Annotated in this window: 19 protein-coding genes and 1 pseudogene; 9 read left to right on the forward strand and 11 right to left on the reverse strand. The window is 63.0% G+C overall.

What is annotated here, in order from left to right; genetic code table 11:
- Positions 1–126: 126 nt before the first annotated feature.
- From OCL88_RS16895 to OCL88_RS16910, 4 genes are all read left to right on the forward strand, one after another.
- Positions 127–798 (forward strand): FadR/GntR family transcriptional regulator, encoded by a 672-nt coding sequence (locus OCL88_RS16895; protein WP_264963256.1) that lies wholly within the window; start codon positions 127–129, stop codon positions 796–798.
- Positions 799–903: 105 nt separating this feature from the next.
- Complete coding sequence (locus OCL88_RS16900; RefSeq protein WP_264963257.1) at positions 904–1,824, forward strand: fumarylacetoacetate hydrolase family protein; 921 nt, start codon at positions 904–906, stop codon at positions 1,822–1,824.
- A 121-nt stretch (positions 1,825–1,945) separates the two neighbouring features.
- Positions 1,946–3,265 carry an ATP-binding protein gene (locus OCL88_RS16905; RefSeq protein WP_264963258.1) on the forward strand — a complete coding sequence of 440 codons (1,320 nt, stop codon included), beginning with the start codon at positions 1,946–1,948 and terminating at the stop codon, positions 3,263–3,265.
- Between the two features lie 142 nt (positions 3,266–3,407).
- A complete protein-coding gene (locus OCL88_RS16910; RefSeq protein ID WP_264963259.1) occupies positions 3,408–4,652 on the forward strand; it encodes a low temperature requirement protein A in 1,245 nt (414 codons plus the stop codon).
- A gap of 17 nt (positions 4,653–4,669) precedes the next feature.
- Here OCL88_RS16910 and OCL88_RS16915 read toward each other — a convergent pair whose 3' ends face one another.
- Genes OCL88_RS16915 through gluQRS form a run of 3 tightly spaced genes read right to left on the reverse strand, consistent with a single transcriptional unit; the run spans position 4,670 to position 7,521 of the window.
- A complete protein-coding gene (locus OCL88_RS16915) occupies positions 4,670–5,458 on the reverse strand; it encodes an SDR family NAD(P)-dependent oxidoreductase (RefSeq protein WP_264963260.1) in 789 nt (262 codons plus the stop codon).
- Between the two features lie 41 nt (positions 5,459–5,499).
- Positions 5,500–6,609, reverse strand: a complete 1,110-nt coding sequence (locus tag OCL88_RS16920; RefSeq protein ID WP_264963261.1) for a serine hydrolase domain-containing protein — start codon at positions 6,607–6,609, stop codon at positions 5,500–5,502.
- Between the two features lie 9 nt (positions 6,610–6,618).
- Positions 6,619–7,521 (reverse strand): tRNA glutamyl-Q(34) synthetase GluQRS, encoded by a 903-nt coding sequence (gene gluQRS, locus OCL88_RS16925; protein WP_264963262.1) that lies wholly within the window; start codon positions 7,519–7,521, stop codon positions 6,619–6,621.
- 377 nt (positions 7,522–7,898) lie between these two features.
- Here gluQRS and OCL88_RS16930 point away from each other — a divergent pair, with 377 nt between their 5' ends.
- Entirely contained in the window at positions 7,899–8,357 is a 459-nt protein-coding gene (locus OCL88_RS16930) for an Lrp/AsnC family transcriptional regulator (RefSeq protein WP_031217015.1), read from the forward strand.
- 18 nt (positions 8,358–8,375) lie between these two features.
- On the opposite strand, the gene OCL88_RS16935 is transcribed toward OCL88_RS16930, so the two are convergent.
- A complete protein-coding gene (locus OCL88_RS16935) occupies positions 8,376–8,831 on the reverse strand; it encodes an Lrp/AsnC family transcriptional regulator (protein WP_062098353.1) in 456 nt (151 codons plus the stop codon).
- A gap of 102 nt (positions 8,832–8,933) precedes the next feature.
- Between OCL88_RS16935 and OCL88_RS16940 the strand changes: the two genes are divergently transcribed.
- Entirely contained in the window at positions 8,934–9,578 is a 645-nt protein-coding gene (locus OCL88_RS16940) for a LysE family translocator (protein WP_264963263.1), read from the forward strand.
- Between the two features lie 55 nt (positions 9,579–9,633).
- Here the strand turns inward: OCL88_RS16940 and OCL88_RS16945 are convergent, their stop codons facing one another.
- Positions 9,634–10,605: a hypothetical protein gene (locus tag OCL88_RS16945; protein WP_264963264.1), complete on the reverse strand. Its 972-nt coding sequence runs from the start codon at positions 10,603–10,605 to the stop codon at positions 9,634–9,636.
- Between the two features lie 155 nt (positions 10,606–10,760).
- Between OCL88_RS16945 and OCL88_RS16950 the strand changes: the two genes are divergently transcribed.
- Positions 10,761–11,234, forward strand: a complete 474-nt coding sequence (locus tag OCL88_RS16950; RefSeq protein ID WP_021473937.1) for a DUF4383 domain-containing protein — start codon at positions 10,761–10,763, stop codon at positions 11,232–11,234.
- A gap of 97 nt (positions 11,235–11,331) precedes the next feature.
- Here the strand turns inward: OCL88_RS16950 and OCL88_RS16955 are convergent, their stop codons facing one another.
- The 6 genes and pseudogenes from OCL88_RS16955 to OCL88_RS16980 form a co-directional block, all read right to left on the reverse strand.
- On the reverse strand, positions 11,332–13,380 hold the full coding sequence (locus OCL88_RS16955; protein WP_264963265.1) for a glycoside hydrolase family 28 protein: 2,049 nt from the start codon (positions 13,378–13,380) through the stop codon (positions 11,332–11,334).
- Positions 13,381–13,680: 300 nt separating this feature from the next.
- Positions 13,681–14,041: pseudogene (locus tag OCL88_RS21170) on the reverse strand (DNA-binding response regulator); the annotation flags it as partial.
- Between the two features lie 285 nt (positions 14,042–14,326).
- Positions 14,327–15,142, reverse strand: a complete 816-nt coding sequence (locus OCL88_RS16965; RefSeq protein ID WP_264963266.1) for an IclR family transcriptional regulator — start codon at positions 15,140–15,142, stop codon at positions 14,327–14,329.
- A gap of 105 nt (positions 15,143–15,247) precedes the next feature.
- Positions 15,248–16,504, reverse strand: a complete 1,257-nt coding sequence (locus OCL88_RS16970; RefSeq protein WP_264963267.1) for an aminopeptidase P family protein — start codon at positions 16,502–16,504, stop codon at positions 15,248–15,250.
- Positions 16,505–16,535: 31 nt separating this feature from the next.
- The gene (locus OCL88_RS16975; RefSeq protein WP_264963268.1) at positions 16,536–17,897 is read right to left on the reverse strand and encodes an MFS transporter; all 1,362 of its coding nucleotides are present in this window, start codon (positions 17,895–17,897) and stop codon (positions 16,536–16,538) included.
- A gap of 859 nt (positions 17,898–18,756) precedes the next feature.
- Entirely contained in the window at positions 18,757–19,428 is a 672-nt protein-coding gene (locus OCL88_RS16980) for a GntR family transcriptional regulator (RefSeq protein WP_062098360.1), read from the reverse strand.
- A 153-nt stretch (positions 19,429–19,581) separates the two neighbouring features.
- Between OCL88_RS16980 and glyA the strand changes: the two genes are divergently transcribed.
- Both glyA and OCL88_RS16990 read left to right on the forward strand, forming a co-directional pair.
- A complete protein-coding gene (gene glyA / locus OCL88_RS16985; RefSeq protein ID WP_264963269.1) occupies positions 19,582–20,931 on the forward strand; it encodes a serine hydroxymethyltransferase in 1,350 nt (449 codons plus the stop codon).
- Positions 20,928–22,148 (forward strand): sarcosine oxidase subunit beta family protein, encoded by a 1,221-nt coding sequence (locus tag OCL88_RS16990; RefSeq protein WP_021473929.1) that lies wholly within the window; start codon positions 20,928–20,930, stop codon positions 22,146–22,148. The genes glyA and OCL88_RS16990 overlap by 4 nt, the downstream gene beginning before the upstream one ends.

The following is a 22,148-nucleotide window of genomic DNA, read 5'->3' on the forward strand; positions in this document are numbered from 1 at the left end:
AAGTGTCTACGAAGTCATGAGACATGAAGTGTCTACAAGGTCCTGAGACATGACAACGTTCAAAACGCGCACTAATGCGACCTAGTTGGGTGCAGACGTCGGATCACTGGCACCTAGTATTGGTCCATGGCTGTCACAGATGAGGCGATCGGCAAGATCAAGGACATGCTGATCCGCGGCGAACTCAAGGCCGGTGACCGGCTGCCCCCCGAGAAGGAACTCAGTGAACGGCTGGGGCTCTCCCGAAGCTCGCTGCGGGAAGCCGTGAAAGCACTGGAACTCACCCGCGTCCTCGACGTCCGCCGCGGAGACGGAACATACGTGACCAGCCTCGACGCCAAATTGCTCAACCAGGCCGTGGCCTTCGTAGTGGACCTGCACCAGGACCGCTCGGTCCTTGAACTCTTCGAGGTCCGACGTATCCTGGAACCCGCCACGGCCCACTTGGCCGCAGGAAGAATAACTGCGGCAGACATCTCCAGGCTGAGCGAGAGCTTGAAAATGGTGGACGAGTACAGCTCCGTGGAGGAACTGGTTGCCCATGACCTCACGTTCCACGGCGTCATCGCGCAAGCAGCCGGAAACGACTACCTCGGCAGCCTCGTGGAAGCCCTTTACAGCAGCACCATACGGGCCCGCATCTGGCAGGACGTCACCAGGGACGAGGCGGTAACTCGGGCGTTGGATGACCACAGGACGATCGTCGACGCCCTGGAGCGGGGCGATGCCGAACTCGTGAAGGCACTGGTCACCGTCCACATCAGCAGCCTGGAAAAGCGGCTTCGGCGGACCCTCTAGCGGGAAGCCAGCCGGGCAACGGAACCGGCAGGGTCACATTTAAGGATTGCCGGGCCAACACAGCACACTGGGTTGCGGATGTCAGTACCGAAAACGGAGGAAGCCATGACCTTGAAATTCGCCAGGCTGGGAGCGGCCGGAAACGAACAACCTGTTGTCATTGCCCAGGACGCACAGGGGGAAAAGTACTTCAGCCTGATGTCCCTCACCAAGGACCTCGACGGCGGCTTCCTCGCCTCGGACGGCATCGCCCGCACGCGCGAAGCCCTGGACGCCGGCCAACTCGAGGAGATCTCCGCCGAAGGCCTGCGGATCGGTGCCCCCGTTGCCCGGCCTGCGAACGTCATCGCGATCGGACTGAACTACGCGGCCCATGCCGCTGAATCAGGAGTCACGCCGCCCGAGGTCCCGGTGGCGTTCCTCAAGCCGGCCAACACTATCAGCGGGCCTTTCGACGCGGCCCCTATCCCCCCGACGTCGGAAAAGTACGACTGGGAAGTGGAACTCGCAATCGTGATCGGCAAGGAAGCCTCCTACCTCTCCACTGTCGAGGAAGCGGCCGAATACATTGCCGGCTACGCCGTAGCTAACGACCTTTCCGAGCGCGATTTCCAGATGAACGGCCCCGCCGGGCAGTGGACCAAGGGCAAGACGCTCCCGGGTTCCACGCCTTTGGGTCCGTGGCTGGTTCCCGCGTCCGACGTCGATACCGCCAACCTTGGGTTGCGCACCCGCGTGAACGGCGAGATCCGGCAGGACTCCAACACCTCGGACATGGTCTTCGATGCCCCCACGATCGTCCACCACCTCAGCCAGTACATGGTGCTGGAGGCCGGCGACGTGATCATCACGGGAACCCCTGAGGGCGTGGCCTTGTCCGGCCGGTTCCCCTTCATCCAGCCCGGCGACGTGATCGAGCTTGAGATCGACGGCCTGGGCGTCCAGCGCCAGGAGTACTACCGTGCGGGCACGGGTAAGGGGGCAAGTGCGAGTAAGCGGGCCGGTGCGTCACTCGCCAACGCCTAGCTCCTGACCCTAACGGCGGGTGCGTAACGCAACCGCCGCGCAACGTCCCGCCTGCCGGGTTCGCCTATGCTCGACTCCAAGGAATCAACGGCGACCCCACTTTGCGGACTCAGGAGCAGGCATGACGAATTGGCGCATCAGGGATTTTCACTCCTCGGACCTGGACGGCATCCTGCATCTGTGGGAATCGCTGAAGGCCAACGGCGTCGAGCCGGTGTACGCGCTCTCCGAAGTCCTGGCCTCCTGCGAAAAGGACCACGCGGTTGTTGCCGTGCAGGGCGACGAAGTGGTGGGAGCCGCCGTCGGACGCGCCGCGCATGATCAAGGCTGGATAGTCTTCCTCGCCACCCTTCCGGAGTTCCGCGGACGCGGGATCGGCACCTCGCTCCTGTCCGCCGTCGAGAACCGCATGGCACCGCACGGCCTGAACAAGCTCTCCGCGCTCATGCCCGAAACCGAAACCCGGGTGGAGGCGTTCCTTGGCCGCGGCTTCGTGGTGAAGAAGAACCTGCGCTACTTCGAGCGGACCATCCCCGTCCAGCGGCAGGAATTGGAGCCGCTCAGCCTGCTCGGAGGCCGGATCCTGGCCCGGGATCTGTGGGAAAACGTGGCGGGCATGAAGCGCGAGAAGGAACTGCTGGAACGCCGCCTCGTCCTTCCGCTGGCCGAAGCCGACCTCGCCGATGAATACGGAGTAGTACCCCCACGCGCCGTGGTGTTGTTCGGTCCTCCCGGCACCGGCAAGACCACATTTGCGAAGGCCATCGCCTCACGGCTGGAGTGGCCGTTCGTGGAAGTTTTCCCTTCCCGGCTCGCATCCGACCCCAAGGGCCTGGCGGGTGCGCTGCGGGAAACTTTCCTTGAGATCGCAGAGCTGGAACACGCTGTGGTCTTCATCGACGAAGTGGAGGAAATCGCCTCTCAGCGCGCCGGCGATCCGCCGTCGCCGTTGCAGGGCGTCACCAACGAGCTCTTGAAGATCATTCCGGCCTTTCGCGAACAGCCCGGCCGCCTCCTGGTCTGCGCCACCAACTTCATTCGCGCCCTGGACACGGCTTTCCTGCGCCACGGCCGCTTCGACTACGTCATCCCCATCGGTCTTCCGGACGTCCATGCCCGCGAAGCCATGTGGCAGCGTTTCATCCCCGCAACCGTGGTGGACAACGTGGATATTCCGCTGTTGGTTGAGCGAACCGAGGGCTTCTCACCAGCGGACATCGAGTTCGCCGCGCGAAGCGCCTCCCAGCGCGCCTTGGAAAAAGCAGTGTACGACGACGCTGCTGCCGCCGGCGCCGCTTCGAACGGCAGCACTGCTCCACAGGGCCGGAAGGGACCTGTCACGCAGGACTACCTCGACGCGATCGCCGACACCCGGACCACCGTCAGCGAACAGGTGTACCAGGAGTTCCTCGAAGACATCGACGTGCTGGGGCGGGTCTAGTCAGGCCGCTGCGCCCCGAGTTCGCCGGGTCCGCTGCGCCCAGTTCGCGGGAAGCCTGCCCTTTCGTGTGTAGAGGAACGGCGATCCTGGCGCATTCCCACGAACCCGGCACAGGCCCACACGGCGCCGGTAACCTTGAACCATGTCCACGAATCCCCTTCGCCATGCCTTGGCGCGGATGGGCGGTCGCGACCCCCACGAGCAGCACCGCACCGCTACACCCTTGGAACTGTTTTTCGACTTGACCTTTGTGATCGCGTTCAGCGTCTCTGCCAACCAGTTGGCCCACAACGTCGCGGAAGCACACTTCGGGGTAGGCCTGCTCGGATTCTGTTACGCCATGTTCGCCGTGATCTGGGCGTGGGTTAACTTCACTTGGTTCGCCAGCGCCTATGACACCGACGACTGGGTGTTCCGGGTGGTCACCATGGTGCAGATGGTGGGGGTCCTCATCCTGGCCATGGGCATCGAGCCGATGTTCCACTCCCTCCTGGAGGGAGATCACGTGAACAACGTGGCAATCCTGATCGGCTACATCGTGATGCGCCTGGCCTTGGTGTTCCAGTGGTTGCGTGCTGCCCGGCAAGATCCCGACCGCCGCGAAACCTGCCTTCGCTACGCCAAGTACCTTGCGCTGGTGCAACTCGGCTGGGTGGCAGCCCTGGTGATCGAAACGGACGTGCTGACAACGTTCCTGCTTGCAGCTCCGCTTTTCATCCTGGAGATGTCCGTCCCGGGACTGGCCGAGCGGAAGATGCGCACTCCCTGGCACGCACACCATATTGCCGAACGCTATGGACTGCTGGCCATCATCGCCTTGGGCGAATGCCTGATCGGTGCCATCGAAACCCTTCGTGCAATCGTCGCCCTGCACGGCTGGTCACTTGAAGCGGCCGTCGTCGGAATCAGCGGGACCGGCCTGGCCTTTGGCATGTGGTGGATCTACTTCATCCTCCCCTCGGGGAAGTCCCTGCACCTGCAGCGGCACCGTTCGTTCCTCTTTGGCTATGGGCACATGATCGTCTTTGCGGCCATCGCTGCCACCGGCGCGGGACTCCATGTGGCCGCTTACTTCATCGACCACGCGGCCCACATCAGCGCCGCCGCGGTCATCGCCTGGATTGCGGTCCCAATCGCGATCTTCAAGGTCTCTTTGACAGCGCTCTACACTGCGATGCTCGGCGTGGACAAGCATGTACTGTGGAGCACGGCCATGGTACTGGCCGTACTCGGCGGCAGCATCGTCCTGGCCGCAGCGGGGGCCTCGGTTCCTTTGTGCATGCTGGTTATGGTTGCGGTTCTGGGCATTTCCATTGCCCTTGATGAACGTTCAGGTCACAAAGGCCGGGCCGCCGCGCTCCGGCGTTTGGAGGCAGCAGCGGGCTGACCGTCAGTCGGGGAGGGCTAGTCCTGCACGGCTCGGGCGGCGATGGCCACCGTGAGGGCGCGGGGCAGGCGCTGGGCCAGCCCCGCGGCAATGCGGTTGGTCAGGCCTGACACCACGCTGGCCGGAGTGGCCTTCCCACCCAGTGCCTTGAGAGCGGTTTCAACCACTTGTTCGGGCGTCTGCATGATTCCGACTGCTGCCGACTCGCTGCCCAGGACCTCGAAAAACTCGGTAAGGGTGGCTCCTGGGCACAGGCCGAGGACCCGGAGTCCGGTTCCCTTCGTTTCATGGGCAATGGCCTCGGTGAAACTCAGGACGAAGGCCTTGGTAGCCCCATAAACTGCCATGCCGGGGACGGGCTGGAAGGCCGCAGTGCTGGCAACGTTCACCAGCGCGCCCTTGGCGGAGGACAGCATGCCGGGAAGAAATGCCCTGGTGATGTCCACCAAGGCTGCGATGTTTACAGCGATTTCGGAGGCAACAACATCGGGATCCTCCTGGGCGAACGGCCCCCGGGTACCAAAGCCTGCGTTGTTGATCAGGGTGTCAACCGCGATCCCTCGGGTGGACAGCGCGGTCGCCAATTCGCGGCCCACGCCTGCCCGGCTCAGGTCCATGGCCAGAACCGTGACGGAGACCCCGTGCTCGGCACGCAACTCCCTGGCCAGCTCTTCCAAACGATCAGCACGCCGGGCAACGAGGACCAGATTGGCCCCTCGGGCCGCAAAGCGGGTTGCGAATTCGGCACCGAGCCCCGAGCTTGCACCGGTAATCAGGGCCGTGGTGCCCGTGTAGGTCATGGTCATGGTGTTCATCCTTTGTATGGGCCGGGCTTTACGGGATAGGACTACAGCGCCGCGATCGCCTGGCGCACCGCCGAGCTGAGCAGGAAGTTCCGGCAGCCCACTCCCCCTGGCTCGGCCTGCTGGGGCACGTAGCCAAAGCCGAGTTCGTACACGGGATCCGCGTATCCGAGGGAGGCACTGGCACCGTCGTGCCCGAACGCGCGGTAGCTGCCGAACGGCATCCTGTTGTGCGACTTCATGAACACCGTGCCAAAGCATCCGGCCTCGCCAAAAACCCGGTCGATTCCGAAGACCTGTTCGGCGGACACCGTCCGGATGGTCTCCTCGGTGAGCAAAGGCCCGACGGCGGAGGCGGCCAGGCCCGTCAGCGCAAGCGCATAGATCCCTGCCATTCCGTCCGCGCTGGCAACCCCTGCTGCGGAGCTCAGTCCTGCCGCGCGGACTTCCCTGATGTTGGGCAGGTCCAGGAGGTCCCCGGCAGCCGCGTTGACGGTCAGCCCGAAGTGGCTTGCGGGGTCAACCCACGGCATTGCGGGGTCGGCGGCCCAACGGAAGGGCGCGAACCGGCCTTCCTCTTCAGCGGGCAGGCCCAGATAGAAGTGCGCGCCTGCAACCGACCTGATTCGCTCCTCGAAGATGGCCTGCAGGGTGGAACCGGTGATCCTGCGGCAGAGTTCCTCCATGAAGACCCCGATTGTCAGTGCGTGATAGCCGAACGCCGCACCCGGCTTCCACAAGGGAGGCAGCTTGGCGAGTTTTGCCGCGGCCAGCCCGGAGTCGTTGACCTCGTCCATGGTCAGCCCGCCCTCCACGCCCAAAAGCCCTGCCTGGTGCGAAAGCAGCTGCGCCACCGTGACGCTTTCCTTGCCTTCGACGCCGAACTCCGGCCAGTACTTCACCACTTCAGCGTCGAGGTCCAGCAAACCGTCCTGGACGAGCAGGGCCATCACCAAACCGCCCATACCCTTGGAACAGGAGAAGACGCCGGTCACGGAATCGGCCCGGATGTGCGGTCCCCCGCTGAGGTCCAGGACCTTGACGCCTCGATGATAGGCGGCCACCTGCGCGGAGTACTCCGGATCCTGCTCCAGAAAGCTGCCAAAGAGCTCTGCGACGTATTCGAATCCGGGGGCGATCACCTGTGAATGCATCCTGCCAGCCTAACGGGCGGGCATCTCCGGCACGGATTTTTTCCACACCCACGGCTCCCGCGGGAGCTTCGCCGGCTCAAAGAAAGGCAGGGCGGATTCCAAGGATCCCGCGGGCAATCCGAGCGACCCCAGCAGAAGGTCCCGCACGGCATCGGCAGAAACCCCGACGGCGGCGAGGTCCCCCAGCGTGACGGCACCGTCGCGCTTTGCCAGCCTGGCGCCGTCGTGATTAGCAACCAACGGAACATGCGCGTATTCGGGGACCGGGAGGCCCAGGAGGGTAGCCAAATAAGCCTGCCGGGGCGTTGAAGGGAGGAGGTCGTCGCCGCGCACCACTTGGTCGATGCCTTGGGCTGCGTCGTCCACCACCACTGCGAGGTTGTAGGCAGTCACGCCGTCGTTGCGGCGCAACACAAAGTCATCCACCACTCCCCGGTACTGGCCGTGCAACTGGTCCTCCACAGCCCACTCGGTGACGTCTGCCATGAGCCGGATGGCAGCGGGCCGGGTGGCCCGCCGGATCTCCCGTTCGGCGTGCGACAACCGCCGACACGTTCCCGGGTAGGCGCCCTGCGGGGCGTGCGGCGCCGACGGTGCTTCCTGGATTTCGCGTCGCGTGCAGAAGCATTCATACGTGCGCCCTTGGTCCGTCAGCCGCGCGATCGCGTCCGCGTAGAGCGTCACGCGGTCGGTTTGGCGTACGACGGCGGCATCCCACCGGACGCCCACGGCAGCCAGGTCACGGAGCTGCACCGCCTCGGCTCCGGAGCGCGCCCGGTCAAGGTCCTCTACGCGCAACAGGAAGTCCCGGCCGGTGCCCTTGGCGAAGAGCCAGGCGAGGATAGCGGTCCGCAGGTTGCCCACGTGAAGTTCCCCGGAAGGGCTGGGGGCAAAGCGTCCTGCGGAAGTCATGGTCCAAGCCTATGCGGCACGCCCCGGCCAGGATGGCTCCACCACCGCCAAGGCGCGCCACGGACAACACAAGAGCCCCTCAGCTACCGCAACGATTCGGTGGCTCAGGGGCTCTTACTGTGGTGCCCATGCGGGCATGTTGTGCGGAATGACAATGCGTGAACAAGAGTCAATCAGCGGCTGCTTCCTTGCGGGATGCTTTTGCAGGATTCCGGGTGGTGTACCGGGATACCTGGTGCCTGCGGGATCCGGCGATGGCCTCGTTCCGCTTCGTTGTCACAATTTCAGCAGGAAGCCTACAGTTGGTGCAATAGAGTCTAGGATGATTAGTCGATCTGACCAGTATCATCGTGAAGAACCGACAGGGAGTAGTCACTTTGCAGGAACTCGACGCCACCGACCGCCGGATCATCGCCGCCTTGGACGATGATCCCCGCATGCCCATCATGGTGCTGGCGCAGAAGCTGAACCTTGCCCGGGGCACGGTTCAAACCCGCCTGGAACGCATGACGGCGGCCGGGGCCTTGCGCGCCAACAGCAGCCGCGTGCTTCCTTCCGCCCTCGGCAGGGGCGTCGCCGCTGCAGTCAGCGCCGAACTGGACCAAAGCCACCTCAACGAGGCCATCGCCGCCTTGCGGAAGATCCCGGAAGTCCTGGAATGCCATGCTCCAGCCGGCGATACCGACCTCATCATCAGGGTGGTGGCGAAAAGCCCGGACGATCTCTACCGGGTTTCCGAGGAGATCCGGCTCTGCCCCGGGATCGTCAGGACATCCACCAGCATGTTCCTCCGCGAAGTGATCCCTTACCGCACCACCGGCCTGCTCCAGGAATAGCCCAGCTCCAGGAGCAACTCAGACCGGTGGTCCCGTGTTCGTTTTGAGGTTCTTCATGACCAACGTCGAGTTCAAGCGCTCCACCGCCGGAAGAGCGGCCAGCTCGTCGTCGTAGAAGCGCTGGTACGCGGGCAGGTCCGCGGCAATGACTTTCAGCAGGTAATCGGGCGAACCGAACAGTCGTTGCGCTTCGACAATGTTGGGGCTCGCGGCCACACGGGCCTCAAAAGCCGCCATGGTTGCCCGGTCCGCTTGGCGGAGGGTCACGAAGACAATTGCTTCAAAACCAAGCCCGACGGCGGCGGGATCGATGTCGGCGCGGTAACCACGGATCACGCCGGACTGCTCCAAGTCGCGGAGCCTCCGGTGGCACGGAGCGACGGTCAGGCCGACCTTGGAGGCCAGTGCGGTGGCAGTAATCCTGCCGTCTTCTTTGAGGTGCCGCAAAATACTTCTGTCAATTCCGTCGATCACGCAAAAATCTTACCCGAAAGCCTGCGATCCGGGCGAAATTGGCGAGCACTTCTCAAGCGATTTTCCCTAGAGTTTTCCTACCAACAAACCCTGGAGAGAACCTTGAATCCGCAGCTGTTCTTCGCCTTCCTGCTGGTGTCTGTCAGCCTCGCCTGCACCCCCGGCGTCGATTGGGCCTATTCGATTTCGGCAGGCCTCCGGCAGCGCAGCTTCGTCCCCGCCGTAGCGGGGCTCTGCGGGGGCTACGTCATCCACACATTGCTCATGGCGGCCGGCCTGGCGGCACTTTTGGCCGGCGTTCCGGGTCTCCTGAGTTGGCTCACTGTTGCCGGCGCCGCCTACCTGCTGTGGCTTGGCGCCTCAACCATCCGCTCGTGGCGAGGTGCGAGCTTCAGTGCGGATGCCGGCGTCGTGCATTCCGGAAACCAGCTCCGCACTTTCCTGCAGGGCGTGGGAACCAGCGGCATCAACCCGAAGGGCCTGCTGTTCTTCGTTGCGCTGGTTCCGCAGTTCGTCAGTCCCGACGCGTCGCTTCCCGTGCCCGTGCAGTCCGGCTTGCTGGGGATGACGTTCGTGGTGATGGCAGGGCTGGTATACACGGGCGTGGCGCTGACCTCACGGAAACTGCTTGCATCGAGGCCCGGCGCCGCGCGGGTTGTCACCCTCACCAGCGGCATCATCATGGTGGGATTGGGCGTGGTGCTGTTGTCGGAACAGATCATTCCGCTGGTGGCCACGCACATCTAGCCGCTTTCAGGCTGCGAGCACTTCGTCCAAGCGCTCATACTCAATGACGCCGTGTTTACTCGCCGCCCAGCTGCCTGAAGTCGTTCTCCCACAGGCGACGCATCTCGGCGTCTTTACGGATAACTTCCATGGACTCCAGCTCAGCCGGCGGCGCAGGCCGCCGGGACCTCGGAGTCAACGTGAAACGTCCCTGGTCAAGAGCCAGCAGGGCTCTGTCCGTGAGGGCATCATTACGGAGGGCCAAGCTGGTCTTCTTGCGGCGCAGGACTTCCTTGAGGGCGTTTTGGGCGGAATCGAAATCTCCGCGGGCGCGCTGCGCCCGGGCGCGGATCAGCAACAGCGCGGCAGACAGGTCATCGGTATTCAGCAGGCCATTGGTCCAGATCACCACGTCGCGGTACCGTCCCAGCGCAAAAGCCGCCGTGCAGCGGGCCAGCGCAGAAGGCAACGACGGCGGCAGGCTCACCACGGCTTCGAGCGCCGCCTCCATCATTCCCATCTCCCGCAGGCAATGGGACAGGGCAAGGAACACGGACTCCTCGCTGAACAAAACCGGGACTTCAACGCGTTCGGCAACCTCAACCCGGGCGACCACCCGCCCCAGGTACTGGGCAGAGAACTGGCTGGCGTCGTCGTCGATCCTTGTTGCCAGGCCCCGTTGCAGCAGTTCCGACGCCCGCAGGTATCCACCGTGCTTGTAAACCAGCAAGCCGGACATGACGTAGCAAAGACCCGCCCACCCCGGGAACTCACGGGCAAGGGAGAGCAGGCGGTCCGGGTCGGATGAGCCGAAAACCGCGTCGTGCATCAACCGCGACTGCCTGGATGCCAGGAACTTCAACCGCGGCGCATCGCCGCTCACCGAGAGCCTGGCTGCGTTCCGGCCGATCAACACTCCGGACAGGGCTCCACCGAGCCCGTCGGTCAATCCGCGCACGGGAGTTCGGATGTGTCCCTCACGGAATGGAGTGACGTCACGGGTGTCGTGGAAAATCGAAACAAATCCTCCGTTGGGGCCTTGAGTCATTAACCAATGCTAACCGGCGCTGAACTGCCCTTTCCCCTGCTATCAGCGGCATTTCAGGAGTATTATGGCGGCGTCGGCAAGGTTTTCCGACACCCCTTGCCGCGGGCCGGCTCTCCATGAGAAGAGCCGGTAAACAGCGTGAATAGGGAGGACTTATGACCACCGCTTCGCACCCAGCACATCACCATGCGATGGGTTTAACGCTCCACAACACCGCCTTGGGCGTTGGCATTGTATTTCTGCTGGTAGGCGTTCTTGGGTTCATCCCGGGAATCACCACCAATTACGGCGCCATGACCTTTGCCGGACATGAATCAGGCGCCATGTTGTTTGGAATATTCCAAGTTTCAATACTCCATAACATCGTCCATTTGCTGTTTGGCGCGGCCGGCCTGGCCATGGCGAGGACGGGCCGCATGGCTCGCCTGTTCCTCCTGGGTGGCGGTGCCGTGTACATCGTCCTTTGGATCTACGGCTTGGTCATCAACCAGGAAACCGCTGCCAACTTTGTTCCGTTCAACACCGCCGACAACTGGCTGCACTTTGTGCTTGGCGTGGCCATGATTGGCTTGGGCGCGTGGCTGGGCAGGGACGCTATGGATGAGACCACCTCACGGAAGGCAATGTAGCGCGGTCCTTGATAGCACCGCATTAATCACGACGGCGGCCGTCTCCCTTTCGGGGCGGCCGCCGTCCTGTTGTATGTCACTAAGTGCCAGCCCGGCATCACTTGACGGACGGGCTCACATTCGTGAACGTGTTCCCGGTGGAGTAGTCGTCAAAGCGCCAGGGGTTGGCGTTGTTCCGGACGCTGTGGAACGTCACCCCGTGGAACGCGGAGTCCGTGAGGCCCTTGATGTTGGTGGGATTAACGTTCCGAAACACCACATCCTGGAAGGTGAACCCGCTGAGCGTGGCCGTCCCTTCACCCAGGGCAGGACCCGCCTGGATATCGATCACGGGCTTGCTGTCGGAGACGGCCATGCCGCACGTGGGTGAGTTGTTGCCGTCCACAGACACATTCTTGACCTTCACGTTTTTGAAAGTCGCGGAATCTGCTGCGACGTAGCCCGACGGCGACTGGTTGTAGCTGAGCGTCATGATGAACGCGCTGCTCCCCATGCAGGCCATGGCCGTATCACGGAACAGGAAATCCCGCCCGCCGCCTGCCATGTCCGACGTGCTCTTCATGCGAAGGCCGCCGGTCTCCACCTTGTACATGACGTTGTCCTCCGCGAGGACCCGCTGAACCCACGCCGCCGTGTTGGAACCTACGGCGACTCCGCCGTGACCCATGCGCATGTAGTTATTGAAAATCCACACGTCCTCGCTGGGCCGTCCTTGTGCGCCGTACTTTCCTTGGCCCGCGGCAAAGTTGACCTGGTCGTCCCCGGTGTCGAAGAAGTTGTTGAGCACCATGCCGTTGCTGGTCCCGCCGAACTCCAAACCGTCGCCGTTGTTGGTGTTGTACGTCGTGTGGCGCATCCCGTTCACCGTAGTGTTTTGGCTGTCCAGGATCATCACGCCATGGAAGGCCGGGTTATCGGCGGTGAGTCCCTCAAGGTAAAGGTCTTCCACGCCCATGAAGGTCATCAGGCTTGAGCGGTACTGGCCGTAAAGCACGGAATCCTCCAGCGTTTCCGGCTTATTGACCACTCCCGTCAGAAACTCCGGGTGTTCCTTGGCATTGCGGAATTGGGCCGCGGCGAGGACCCCGTCATCCAGAACCTTGCCGGCCGAACTGGCAACATACTGCGGAAGCACATTTCCCGCTTCGTCCGTGATGGAGCCCTCCGCGGTCCGCTTCCACCCGTTGCCGTCCACGACGCCCTTGCCGGTGATCCGAACGTTCTTCGCGACAGCTCCCGGCTCTCGGCCTTCAGCCGAACGCCCATTGTCTGCCGGCAGGACGTTAATGAGCGACGGCGGCCTGCGGAAGTTCCGGTATTCGGTTTCTTCGGGAGCGGGGTCGGGGACGGGGTAAAGGTAGTAGCCCTTTTCCAGCGGGTAGTCCTCCGGCCTGTCCGAACCCAGGAGCCGGGCACCTTCTGCCAGTTCCAGCGTCATGTCCGAATGCAGGAACAGGGCACCCGTTCTAAAGGTGCCCGCTGGAACCACCACCGTGCAGCCCGGGGTCCGGCAGGTATCGATTGCCTTCTGAATTGCCGTGGTGTTAAGGGTCTGACCGTCACCAACGGCCTTGTAGGCGGGGTGCGTGATGTTCACGCGGTGGCGTTCGGGAGTGGTAGTCACCGTGATCGGACCACTCGAACGGGTCTCGGTTCCGTCTTTCCTGATTCCGGTTACGCTGAACTGGTACGTGGTCCGTGGCGCCAGCCCCGTGACCGTGAAATTGTGGGCCACGGTTTTCGCATGGAACCCGTCCCGGTCCGCAGCCCGGAAAGCATCAATGTAGTCCTGGGCTGGGGAATGGGTCTTCGCATTTTCCTCGGCCGTGCCCAGCGTCTGGCCGTTCATGTAGACGCGATAGTCCACCACGTCGTCGTATACGCCCGGCTTGTTCCAGACGAGCAAGGTCTTGTTGTGCTCCGTGGCTTCGGCGGGGACGCAGAGGTTCTGCGGCGCGCTGCCGGTTGTGGCGATGAGCTGGACACTGGCGCTGGAGCAGGCCGGACTATCGGCCGAACCAGGCTTGTTCGCGGGAACGGCGCTGGCTGGACTTCCCAGCGCACTGAGCGACGCCAGGCCCAGCGCTGTAGCCAAAGTGGCGACCCCGACCCTTCGCAGGCGTTCTCTGTTGCGGGTTTTCTGCATGGATGATCCTTCCCTGGGCACAACGATGTGACCCAGTCCGGGAGCGCCTCAGGCACTCCGGCATGGACAAGCAAGGGCAAGAAAACGTTTTCTCAGAACACCCTAGGAAGGAGAACGGCGCAGGTCAAGTGGTTGGCCCTCACGCCGAGATGGCAGTTAATAGGTATGTTGCGGCCTCGGACTGTCATCATTTGCCATCTCGACGACGGACTTGGGGCCACGGCGTTGCCCACGGCTGCGGCCCTCACGCCACACCCGGCCCGTCAAGAACGCAGCGCCAGTCCAACAGGCCGAAAGACGTCACCGAAGCAGTCGATGCTCATACGCGAAAGCCACAAGTTGCAGCCTCGTCCGCACCCCGAGCTTCGTCAGAACACTCCTCAGATGCGTTTTGACCGTAGCCTCAGAAACAAACAAGCTCTCCGCCATCTCCCCATTGTCCAAGCCCTTCGCCGCCAGCAGGAACACATCCCGTTCCCTCGCAGAGGGCGGCTCCAGCACCGAAAATGTCGGGACCGGCCACAGAAACCGTGCGCGCCGCGTGTTGAAAGAGGTCATGCACCGACCCGGGGGCAATCACCGAATATCCCGAGTGGACGGTGCGGACAGCGGCAAGCAGGAATTCCGGTTCAGCGCTCTTCAGCAGGTAGCCGCTTGCCCCTGACGAACCGAGGTAGATGGCCCAATGGTTGGCCGCCACTGGGCGCATCAGGTATACGAGCTGACCGAGCAGCAATGCCGCCGGGAAAGCAAGCGAAACATTAGGCTTTCAGCCTCCAAGCGCAATTGCCGCCGTCGTCACAAGGAGGGGCGTGTTCGTTCCATGCCAGCCACACTTTCCACGCAATCCGGCCCGCTGCAGCCCCACGCCGAGATGGCAGCTAATAGGTATGTTGAGGCCTCGGACTGTCATCAAATGCCATCTCGACGGTGGCCGTGGGACCAATCAGGCGGGAGGGCGTCCACCCAGGCGCGACGTCACCTTGGCCGCCGCATCCGCGCAGGCTTCTCCGAGACTGTTGAGGGTGTCCCGCGAGACGCGGAACTTCGGGGCCGGGATCAGGACCGAAGCCACGATGTCGCCGCGGTGATCGTAAACGGGCGAGGCAACCCCAACCTCCTCAATGGAGGTTTCCCCAAAATTGACGGCCCATCCGCGCTTCGATGTTTCCTCCAGCCGCCGGAGGTACGACTCAACGGCGTCGGCATCCAGGCTGGGCAGTGTGACCGAACCGCTGCGGAGAAGGCTCCGGACGCGGTCCTGGTCCTCGGCGGCGAGGAACACCTGGACCGAGGAACTCAAAGCTTCGCTGTAGCGCGCCCCCAACGGGGCAAGGTGTTTCACCTGGTGCCGGCTCGGGATCTGCTCCACGCACATGGATTCGACGCCGTTCCACACCATGAGTGCGCTGGTCTCACCTGTCCGCTCGGTCAGCTCGCGGAGGACGGGATAGGCCACGCGCCGCTCTTCGAGTTCCGCCAGGAGGGGGCCCGCCATGGCGATCATCCCCAGCCCCAAGCGGAACCTGCGCGAATCGACGTCGCGCTCTACCAAACCCTCTTGCTCCAAAGTGGCCAGTATCCGCGAAACGGTGCTCTTATGCAGTCCGATGCGGCCGGCAATCTCAGTGACTCCGAGCAAGGGCTCCTCGGCGCTGAAACTCTTCAGCACGGCAATGGCGTTAACGATGACCGACGTGCCTTTGCCGTCGCCGTTAGTGTTGCTGCCGTCAGGAGTCTCGGAGGATTCGGTGGGAGTCATGGGTCTCACTATATTTCGCTGCAGCGGTTGGCTCGGTACCGGCTGGACCGGAAGGGCCGGGACGGCCGGCGGACGCCGTGCACTGCGTCCGCCGGCCGCACCGCGCTAGGCTCCGATGATGTTGTACTCGGGGCCGAACGGGAACTTGGTGATGTTCTCCGCGCCGTCCTCGCCCACAACCAGGATGTCGTGCTCGCGGTAACCGCCGGCACCGGGCTGGCCGTCCAGCACAGTGATCATCGGTTCCATCGAGACCACCATGCCCGGCTCCAGCACGGTGTCGATGTCCTCGCGGAGTTCCAACCCGGCCTCACGCCCGTAGTAGTGGCTCAGCACGCCGAAGGAGTGACCGTAGCCGAAGGTCCGGTTCGCGAGGAGTCCGTGGCTGACGTAGATCTCGTTCAGTTCGGCAGCGATGTCCTTGCAGACCGCGCCGGGCTTGATGAGTTCCAGGCCACGCTTGTGGACCTCGACGTTGATGTTCCAGAGTTCCAGGGAACGGGCATCAGGCTCGCCGTAGAACAAGGTCCGCTCCAGGGCCGTGTAGTAGCCGCTGGTCATCGGGAAGCAGTTCAGGGACAGGATGTCGTGTTCCTGGATCTTGCGGGTGGTTGCCCAGTTGTGGGCGCCGTCGGTGTTGATGCCGGACTGGAACCACACCCACGTATCGCGGATTTCGGAGTTCGGGAACGTCCGGGCGATCTCGTGGACCATGGCTTCGGTGCCGATCAAAGCGACTTCGTACTCCGTGATTCCGGCCGTGATGGCGTTGCGGATGGCCTCGCCGCCAAGGTCGCCGATGCGGGCACCGTGCTTGATGACCTCGATTTCCTCGGTGGACTTGATCATGCGCTGACGCATCGCAGCCTGGGCAACATCCACCAGCGTTGCGTCGGCGAACGCCGCCTGGATCTTGTTGCGGTTGTCCAGCGGCAAGGAGTCATCTTCGACGCCGATGCGGCGCGGCTTGATGCCGCGGGTGCGCAGGACTTCCTGGATGGCGTGGATGTAGTTGTCACGGCGCCAGTCCGTGTACACGAGGTTCTCGCCGTAGCTGCGGCGCCAAGGCATGCCGGCGTCGATATTTGCCGTGATGGTGACGGTGTCATCCTTGGTGACCACCATCCCGTAAGAACGGCCGAAGTAGGTGAAGAGGAAGTCGGAGTAGTACTTGATGGAGTGGTAGCTGGTGAGGACGACGGCGTCGAGGTCCTTTTCTGCCATGATGCGGCGGAGTCCGGCGAGACGGCGCTCGAACTCGGCGTCGGAGAAGGTCAGCGACACTTTCTCACCGTTGTTGAGGACCTTGAGGCGCTCGAGCTTGGCGACGTCGTTGACAGCCTCGTTCTGCGTGATGGTCATGGTTCTTTCCTTTCAATGGGGTGTGGTTGTTTCAGTCCTGCTGCAGGGGCTTGCGGGAAGTCTCTGCGGCGAAGAGGACTGCGATGAGGGAAACAAGGGAGGCGGCGACCAGGTACCAACCGGGTGCCAGCTGGTTGTGTGTCATGCCAATGAGGAGGGTGGCCATGAACGGGGCAGTGCCACCAAACAGGGCGTTGGAGAGGTTGAAGCTGACCGCGAACCCGGTGTAGCGAACCTTTGTGGGGAAGAGTTCCGCCAGGAAGCTGGGCAGGGTTCCGTCGTTCAGGGTGAGCATGCCGCCGAGGAGGATCTGGACGAAGACGATCACCACGAAGCTTCCGGAGTCCAGCAGCATGAAAGCCGGGACGGTCAGGACGCTGAACAGCACCGCTGCGATGATGAGCATCTTCTTCCGGCCGAACCTGTCCGAAGCAATGCCCGTGAGGAAGATGAAGCCGATGTAGCTGGCCAGTGCGATGGTGGTTGCGAGGAACGATTCCGCCGCACCGAATCCCAATTCCTCCGAGAGGTACGTGGGCATGTAGCTGAGGATGACGTAAAAGCCGACGGCATTCAGCAAGACCGCTCCAGTAGCGATGACGAGCTGCTTGCGGTAGGTCCTGAACATCGCAAATGCCGGGGCCTTGACTGCGTGATCTGTCTCGGCGAGCTCGCGGAAGGCGGGCGTATCCTCCAGTTTCGTCCGGATGTACCGGCCGATCAGGCCCATGGGCGCTGCCAGGAGGAAGGGTAGGCGCCAGCCCCATTCGTTGAGCTGCTCCGCACTCATCACTGAGGTCAGCAGCGCGGCCAGAAGCGACCCCAGCAGCAGTCCCGCCGCGGTGCTTGCAGGTACGACGGCGGCATAGAGTCCGCGCCGATGTGCGGGCGCGTACTCCACCAGGAATGCGGAGGCTCCTGCATATTCGCCTGCTGCCGAGAATCCCTGCACAACCCTGACCAGCAGGAGCAGGATCGGCGCCATGACGCCGATGGTTGCGTATCCCGGGATCAGTGCGATGCAGAAAGTAGCAACCGACATCAGCAGGATGGACAGGGACAACGCCTGCTTGCGTCCGATCCTGTCGCCGATGTGGCCCCAGATGAAACCACCAATGGGTCGCACAAAAAAGGAGATCGCAAAGACGCCGAACGTTGCCAGGAGTGCTGTCTGACGATCGGACTCCGGGAAGAAGACGGTCGAGATGATTCCGGCAAGGTAGCCGTAGACGGCGTAGTCGAACCATTCTACGAAGTTGCCGATGAAGCTGGCCGTGACCACGCGCCGTCGCGTGTCCCTGCTAACTGAAATTTTGGGGGCGGGGGTGGTTCCCTGTCCGCCGTTGGACAGGTCTTCCGAAATGGCCGCCACGGGATTGGATTCGTTACTCATGTTCCACCAAGTTGATTGGGGTTGCATTGAACGCAACGCTGTTGCACCAGACTAAGTGTGAGCGGGACCACGGTCAAGGGTGAGTTTCTTTTGTCTGCGAAATGCCGCCACTACTTTTCATCGACGGCAGGCAGGAGAATGCCCTCAATCTCCCTCCAATGCCGTTGTTGCACTTATATCAACGTCGTTGCATTCAAAGGCACAGGCTGGGCAGAAATGCCCCCAATATCCCCCACCACCCCCGAACGCTCTCTCACATCCCGCCCCCTTTTCGGCGTCCCTCTCTCACATCCCACGCCCTTTTCGGCCTTCCTCTCTCACACCCCACGCCCTTTTCGGCCTTCCTCTCTCACATCCCGGAACGCTGGTGGCCATAAACAACAGGCAGAGGGCGCCGGGAAACGAGGGGCTGAAGCCAAGCCGACCAGTTTGGCAACCACAAGACATGCCTCGGAGTCGCGGCCGCTCCGCCCCGTTGCTTGCCAATGGTCAGGACTCAGAAGCAGGGATGGGTAGAAGCCGACGGCCGAGCCCTACGCCGGACCGAAAGAGTCGGCCTGGCGTGACGGGGCGACGGTGTGCAATCGCCTTGTGCCGCCACGACCCACGTTGAAGGCACTGGACGGTGACACGCCGAAAATTTGGGGGAACTTGCGGGGAGGACGGCCGAATGTGGGTCGTGGCGGTACGCAGCCCCAGGAGAAGTTCAGATCACCCGCACGCCTGTGGATACACCCAGCTGATAGAGCATCCCGGCAATAGGGGCGGGAGGTGATAGAGCATCCCGGCAATAGGGGCGGGACGTGATAGAGGGACGCCGGAAAAGGGGCGGGACGCGATAGAGGGACGCGGGGGTGGGTTAGAGGACCTTGCGGATGGTCTCTTCGAAGCTCACCACGTGATGCATGGCCAGTTTGGCGGCGAGTTCTTCATCCCCGTCGGCAATGGCAGTCAGGAGCTCGGCGTGCTCGGAGATGTGCCCGGAAACCGAGGGCATCTTTTCCAGCATATGGCACCAGATACGGGTGGCGAGGTTGTCATACCGGATCAGGACGTCCTCAAGGTGGGCGTTGGCCGAGGCCTTATAGATGAGCCGGTGCACCTGGATGTCGTAGCGCATGAGTTCCTTGGAGGAGGCGTCTTGGCCTTCGAGGTCGCGGATGGCCGCGGCCACGGCGCGCAGCTCGTCCCGCATGGCAGGGCTGGCCATCCGCGCCGCTTTGCGCGAGGCCAGGGGCTCCAAGAGCTCGCGAATCTCGGAGACCTCCGCCAGCTGGGTAATGTCCACACCCGTGGCGAACGTGCCGCGGCGAGGGTAGGACACCACAAGGTGGTCGCTCTCCAACCGCTTGATCGCCTCGCGCACGGGCGTGCGGCCAATTCCAAGCTCGGCCGCGATCTGGCCGTCGTTGATGGGATCGCCCGGCTTGATGTCCAGCATGATGAGCCTGTCGCGCAGGAGCAGGTAGGCATTCTCCGCGAGGGACGCTCCCTGCGGAGCGGATTCCAGTGCTTCCAAAGCTGTGCTCATGGCCTACTCCCCGTGGTCGTATTTCCCCAGTCTGCTGGACGAGTTGCCGCTGACCTGTTGACGACTATGTGATCTCCAACATACCATGGCAGAAGTTCTAATATATTAGTTGACTAACAGTCAGCAACTACAAGTACTTCTAAGGAGAACACCATGGTTGAACCGCTGATCCGCTCGCTCGCCCAAGCGGACCCGGAGGTTGATCAGGCGATCGCCCAGGAACTCATCCGCCAGCAGTCCACGCTGGAGATGATCGCTTCAGAGAACTTCGCCCCCACCGCCGTCATGGAGGCACAGGGCTCGGTGCTCACCAACAAGTACGCCGAAGGCTACCCCGGCAAGCGCTACTACGGCGGCTGCGAACACGTAGATGTGATCGAACAGCTGGCCATTGACCGCCTGAAGTCGCTCTTCGGAGCCGGATTCGCCAATGTACAGCCGCACTCCGGCGCCCAGGCCAACGCCGCTGCCATGCACGCGCTGATCACGCCCGGCGATACCATCATGGGCCTCAACCTCGCGCACGGTGGACACCTTACCCACGGCATGCGGATCAATTTCTCCGGCAAGCTCTACAACGTCGTTCCGTACAGCGTGCGGGAAGACACCCACACCATCGACATGGCAGAGGTGGAGCGCCTTGCACTCGAGAACAAGCCGCAGCTGATCGTTGCCGGCTGGTCCGCCTACTCCCGCCAGTTGGACTTCGCGGAGTTCCGCCGCATCGCCGACTCCGTTGGCGCCTACCTCATGGTGGACATGGCACACTTCGCCGGCCTGGTGGCAGCAGGACTGCACCCGAGCCCGGTCCCCCACGCACACATCGTCACCAGCACCACGCACAAGACCCTCGGCGGACCCCGCGGCGGCGTCATCCTCACCAACGACGCCGACATCGCCAAGAAGGTCAACTCCGCAGTGTTCCCCGGACAGCAGGGTGGACCGCTGGAGCACGTCATCGCCGCCAAGGCCGTCGCCTTCAAGTTCGCGGCAGAGCCTGAGTTCAAGGAACGCCAGGAACGCGTCCTCGAAGGCTCCAAGATCCTGGCCGAGCGCCTCCTCAAGGAAGACGTTGCAGCCGCCGGCATCTCCGTCGTCAGCGGTGGCACCGACGTCCACCTGGTCCTGGTTGACCTTCGCAACTCCGAACTCAACGGCCAGCAGGGCGAAGATGCCCTGCACCGCATCGGCATCACCGTCAACCGCAACGCCGTTCCTTTCGACCCCCGTCCGCCGATGGTCTCCTCGGGACTCCGCGTCGGCACGCCCGCACTGGCGGCCCGCGGTTTCGGAGCCGAAGAGTTCACCGAAGTTGCAGACATTATTGCGACGGCGTTGATCGCCTCGGCCGGCACCGGCACCTTGGATGACCGGACCGCCGTCGAACTCCGTACCCGCGTCACCGCGCTGGCGGAAAAGTTCCCCCTGTATCCGCACCTTTCCAGCAACAGGAATGGCGCCGAATCCGTACTCGAAGCAGAAATGATTGGAGCAGCCCAGTGAGTGTCGACCACCTCCCCGAACACCCTGACTTCCTCTGGCGCAACCCGGAACCCAAAAAGTCGTACGACGCAGTGATCGTCGGCGGCGGCGGGCACGGCCTGGCCACCGCCTACTTCCTGGCCAAGAACCATGGCATGACCAACATTGCCATCCTGGAAAAGGGCTGGCTCGCCGGCGGCAACATGGCCCGCAACACCACCATCATCCGCTCCAACTACCTCTGGGACGAGAGCGCCGCCATTTACGAGCACGCCCTCAAACTCTGGGAAATCCTTCCCGAGGAACTCGAGTACGATTTCCTGTTCAGCCAGCGCGGCGTGATGAACCTCGCGCACACGCTGGGTGACGTCCGCGAGAGCATGCGTCGCGTGGGTGCCAACCGCCTGAACGGTGTGGACGCCGAATGGCTGGAGCCGGACCAGGTCAAGGAACTCTGCCCCATCCTGAACACGAGCGACAACATCCGCTACCCGGTCATGGGCGCCACTTACCAGCCGCGTGCCGGCATCGCCAAGCACGACCACGTTGCCTGGGCATTCGCCCGCAAGTGCGACGAAATGGGCGTTGACATCATCCAGAACTGTGAAGTCACCGGCTTCATCAAGGACGGCGACCGTGTCACCGGCGTCAAGACCACGCGCGGCACCATCAACACTGAAAAGGTTGGCCTCTGCGCCGCCGGCCACAGCTCCGTACTGGCAGAGATGGCAGGCTTCCGCCTTCCCATCCAGTCCCACCCGCTGCAGGCACTGGTGTCCGAACTGCACGAGCCCGTCCACCCCACGGTGGTCATGTCCAACCACGTTCACGTGTACGTTTCCCAGGCCCATAAGGGCGAACTGGTGATGGGTGCCGGCGTCGACTCCTACAACGGCTACGGCCAGCGCGGCTCCTTCCATGTGATCGAGGAGCAGATGGCAGCAGCCGTGGAGCTCTTCCCGATCTTCGCCCGGGCACACGTTCTCCGGACGTGGGGCGGCATTGTTGACACCACGCTGGATGCTTCCCCGATTGTGGGCCTCACTCCGGTGGAGAACATGTTCGTCAACTGCGGCTGGGGAACCGGCGGCTTCAAGGGAACCCCGGCGGCGGGCCTGACCTTCGCCCACACCATCGCCACGGGTGCACCCCACAAGCTCAACAAGCCCTTCGCGCTGGAACGCTTCGAAACCGGCGCCCTCATCGACGAACACGGCGCCGCAGCCGTGGCCCACTAG

Origin of the sequence: Paenarthrobacter sp. PAE-2 (genome assembly GCF_026013155.1) — a bacterium.
Lineage (GTDB): Bacteria > Actinomycetota > Actinomycetes > Actinomycetales > Micrococcaceae > Arthrobacter > Arthrobacter ureafaciens.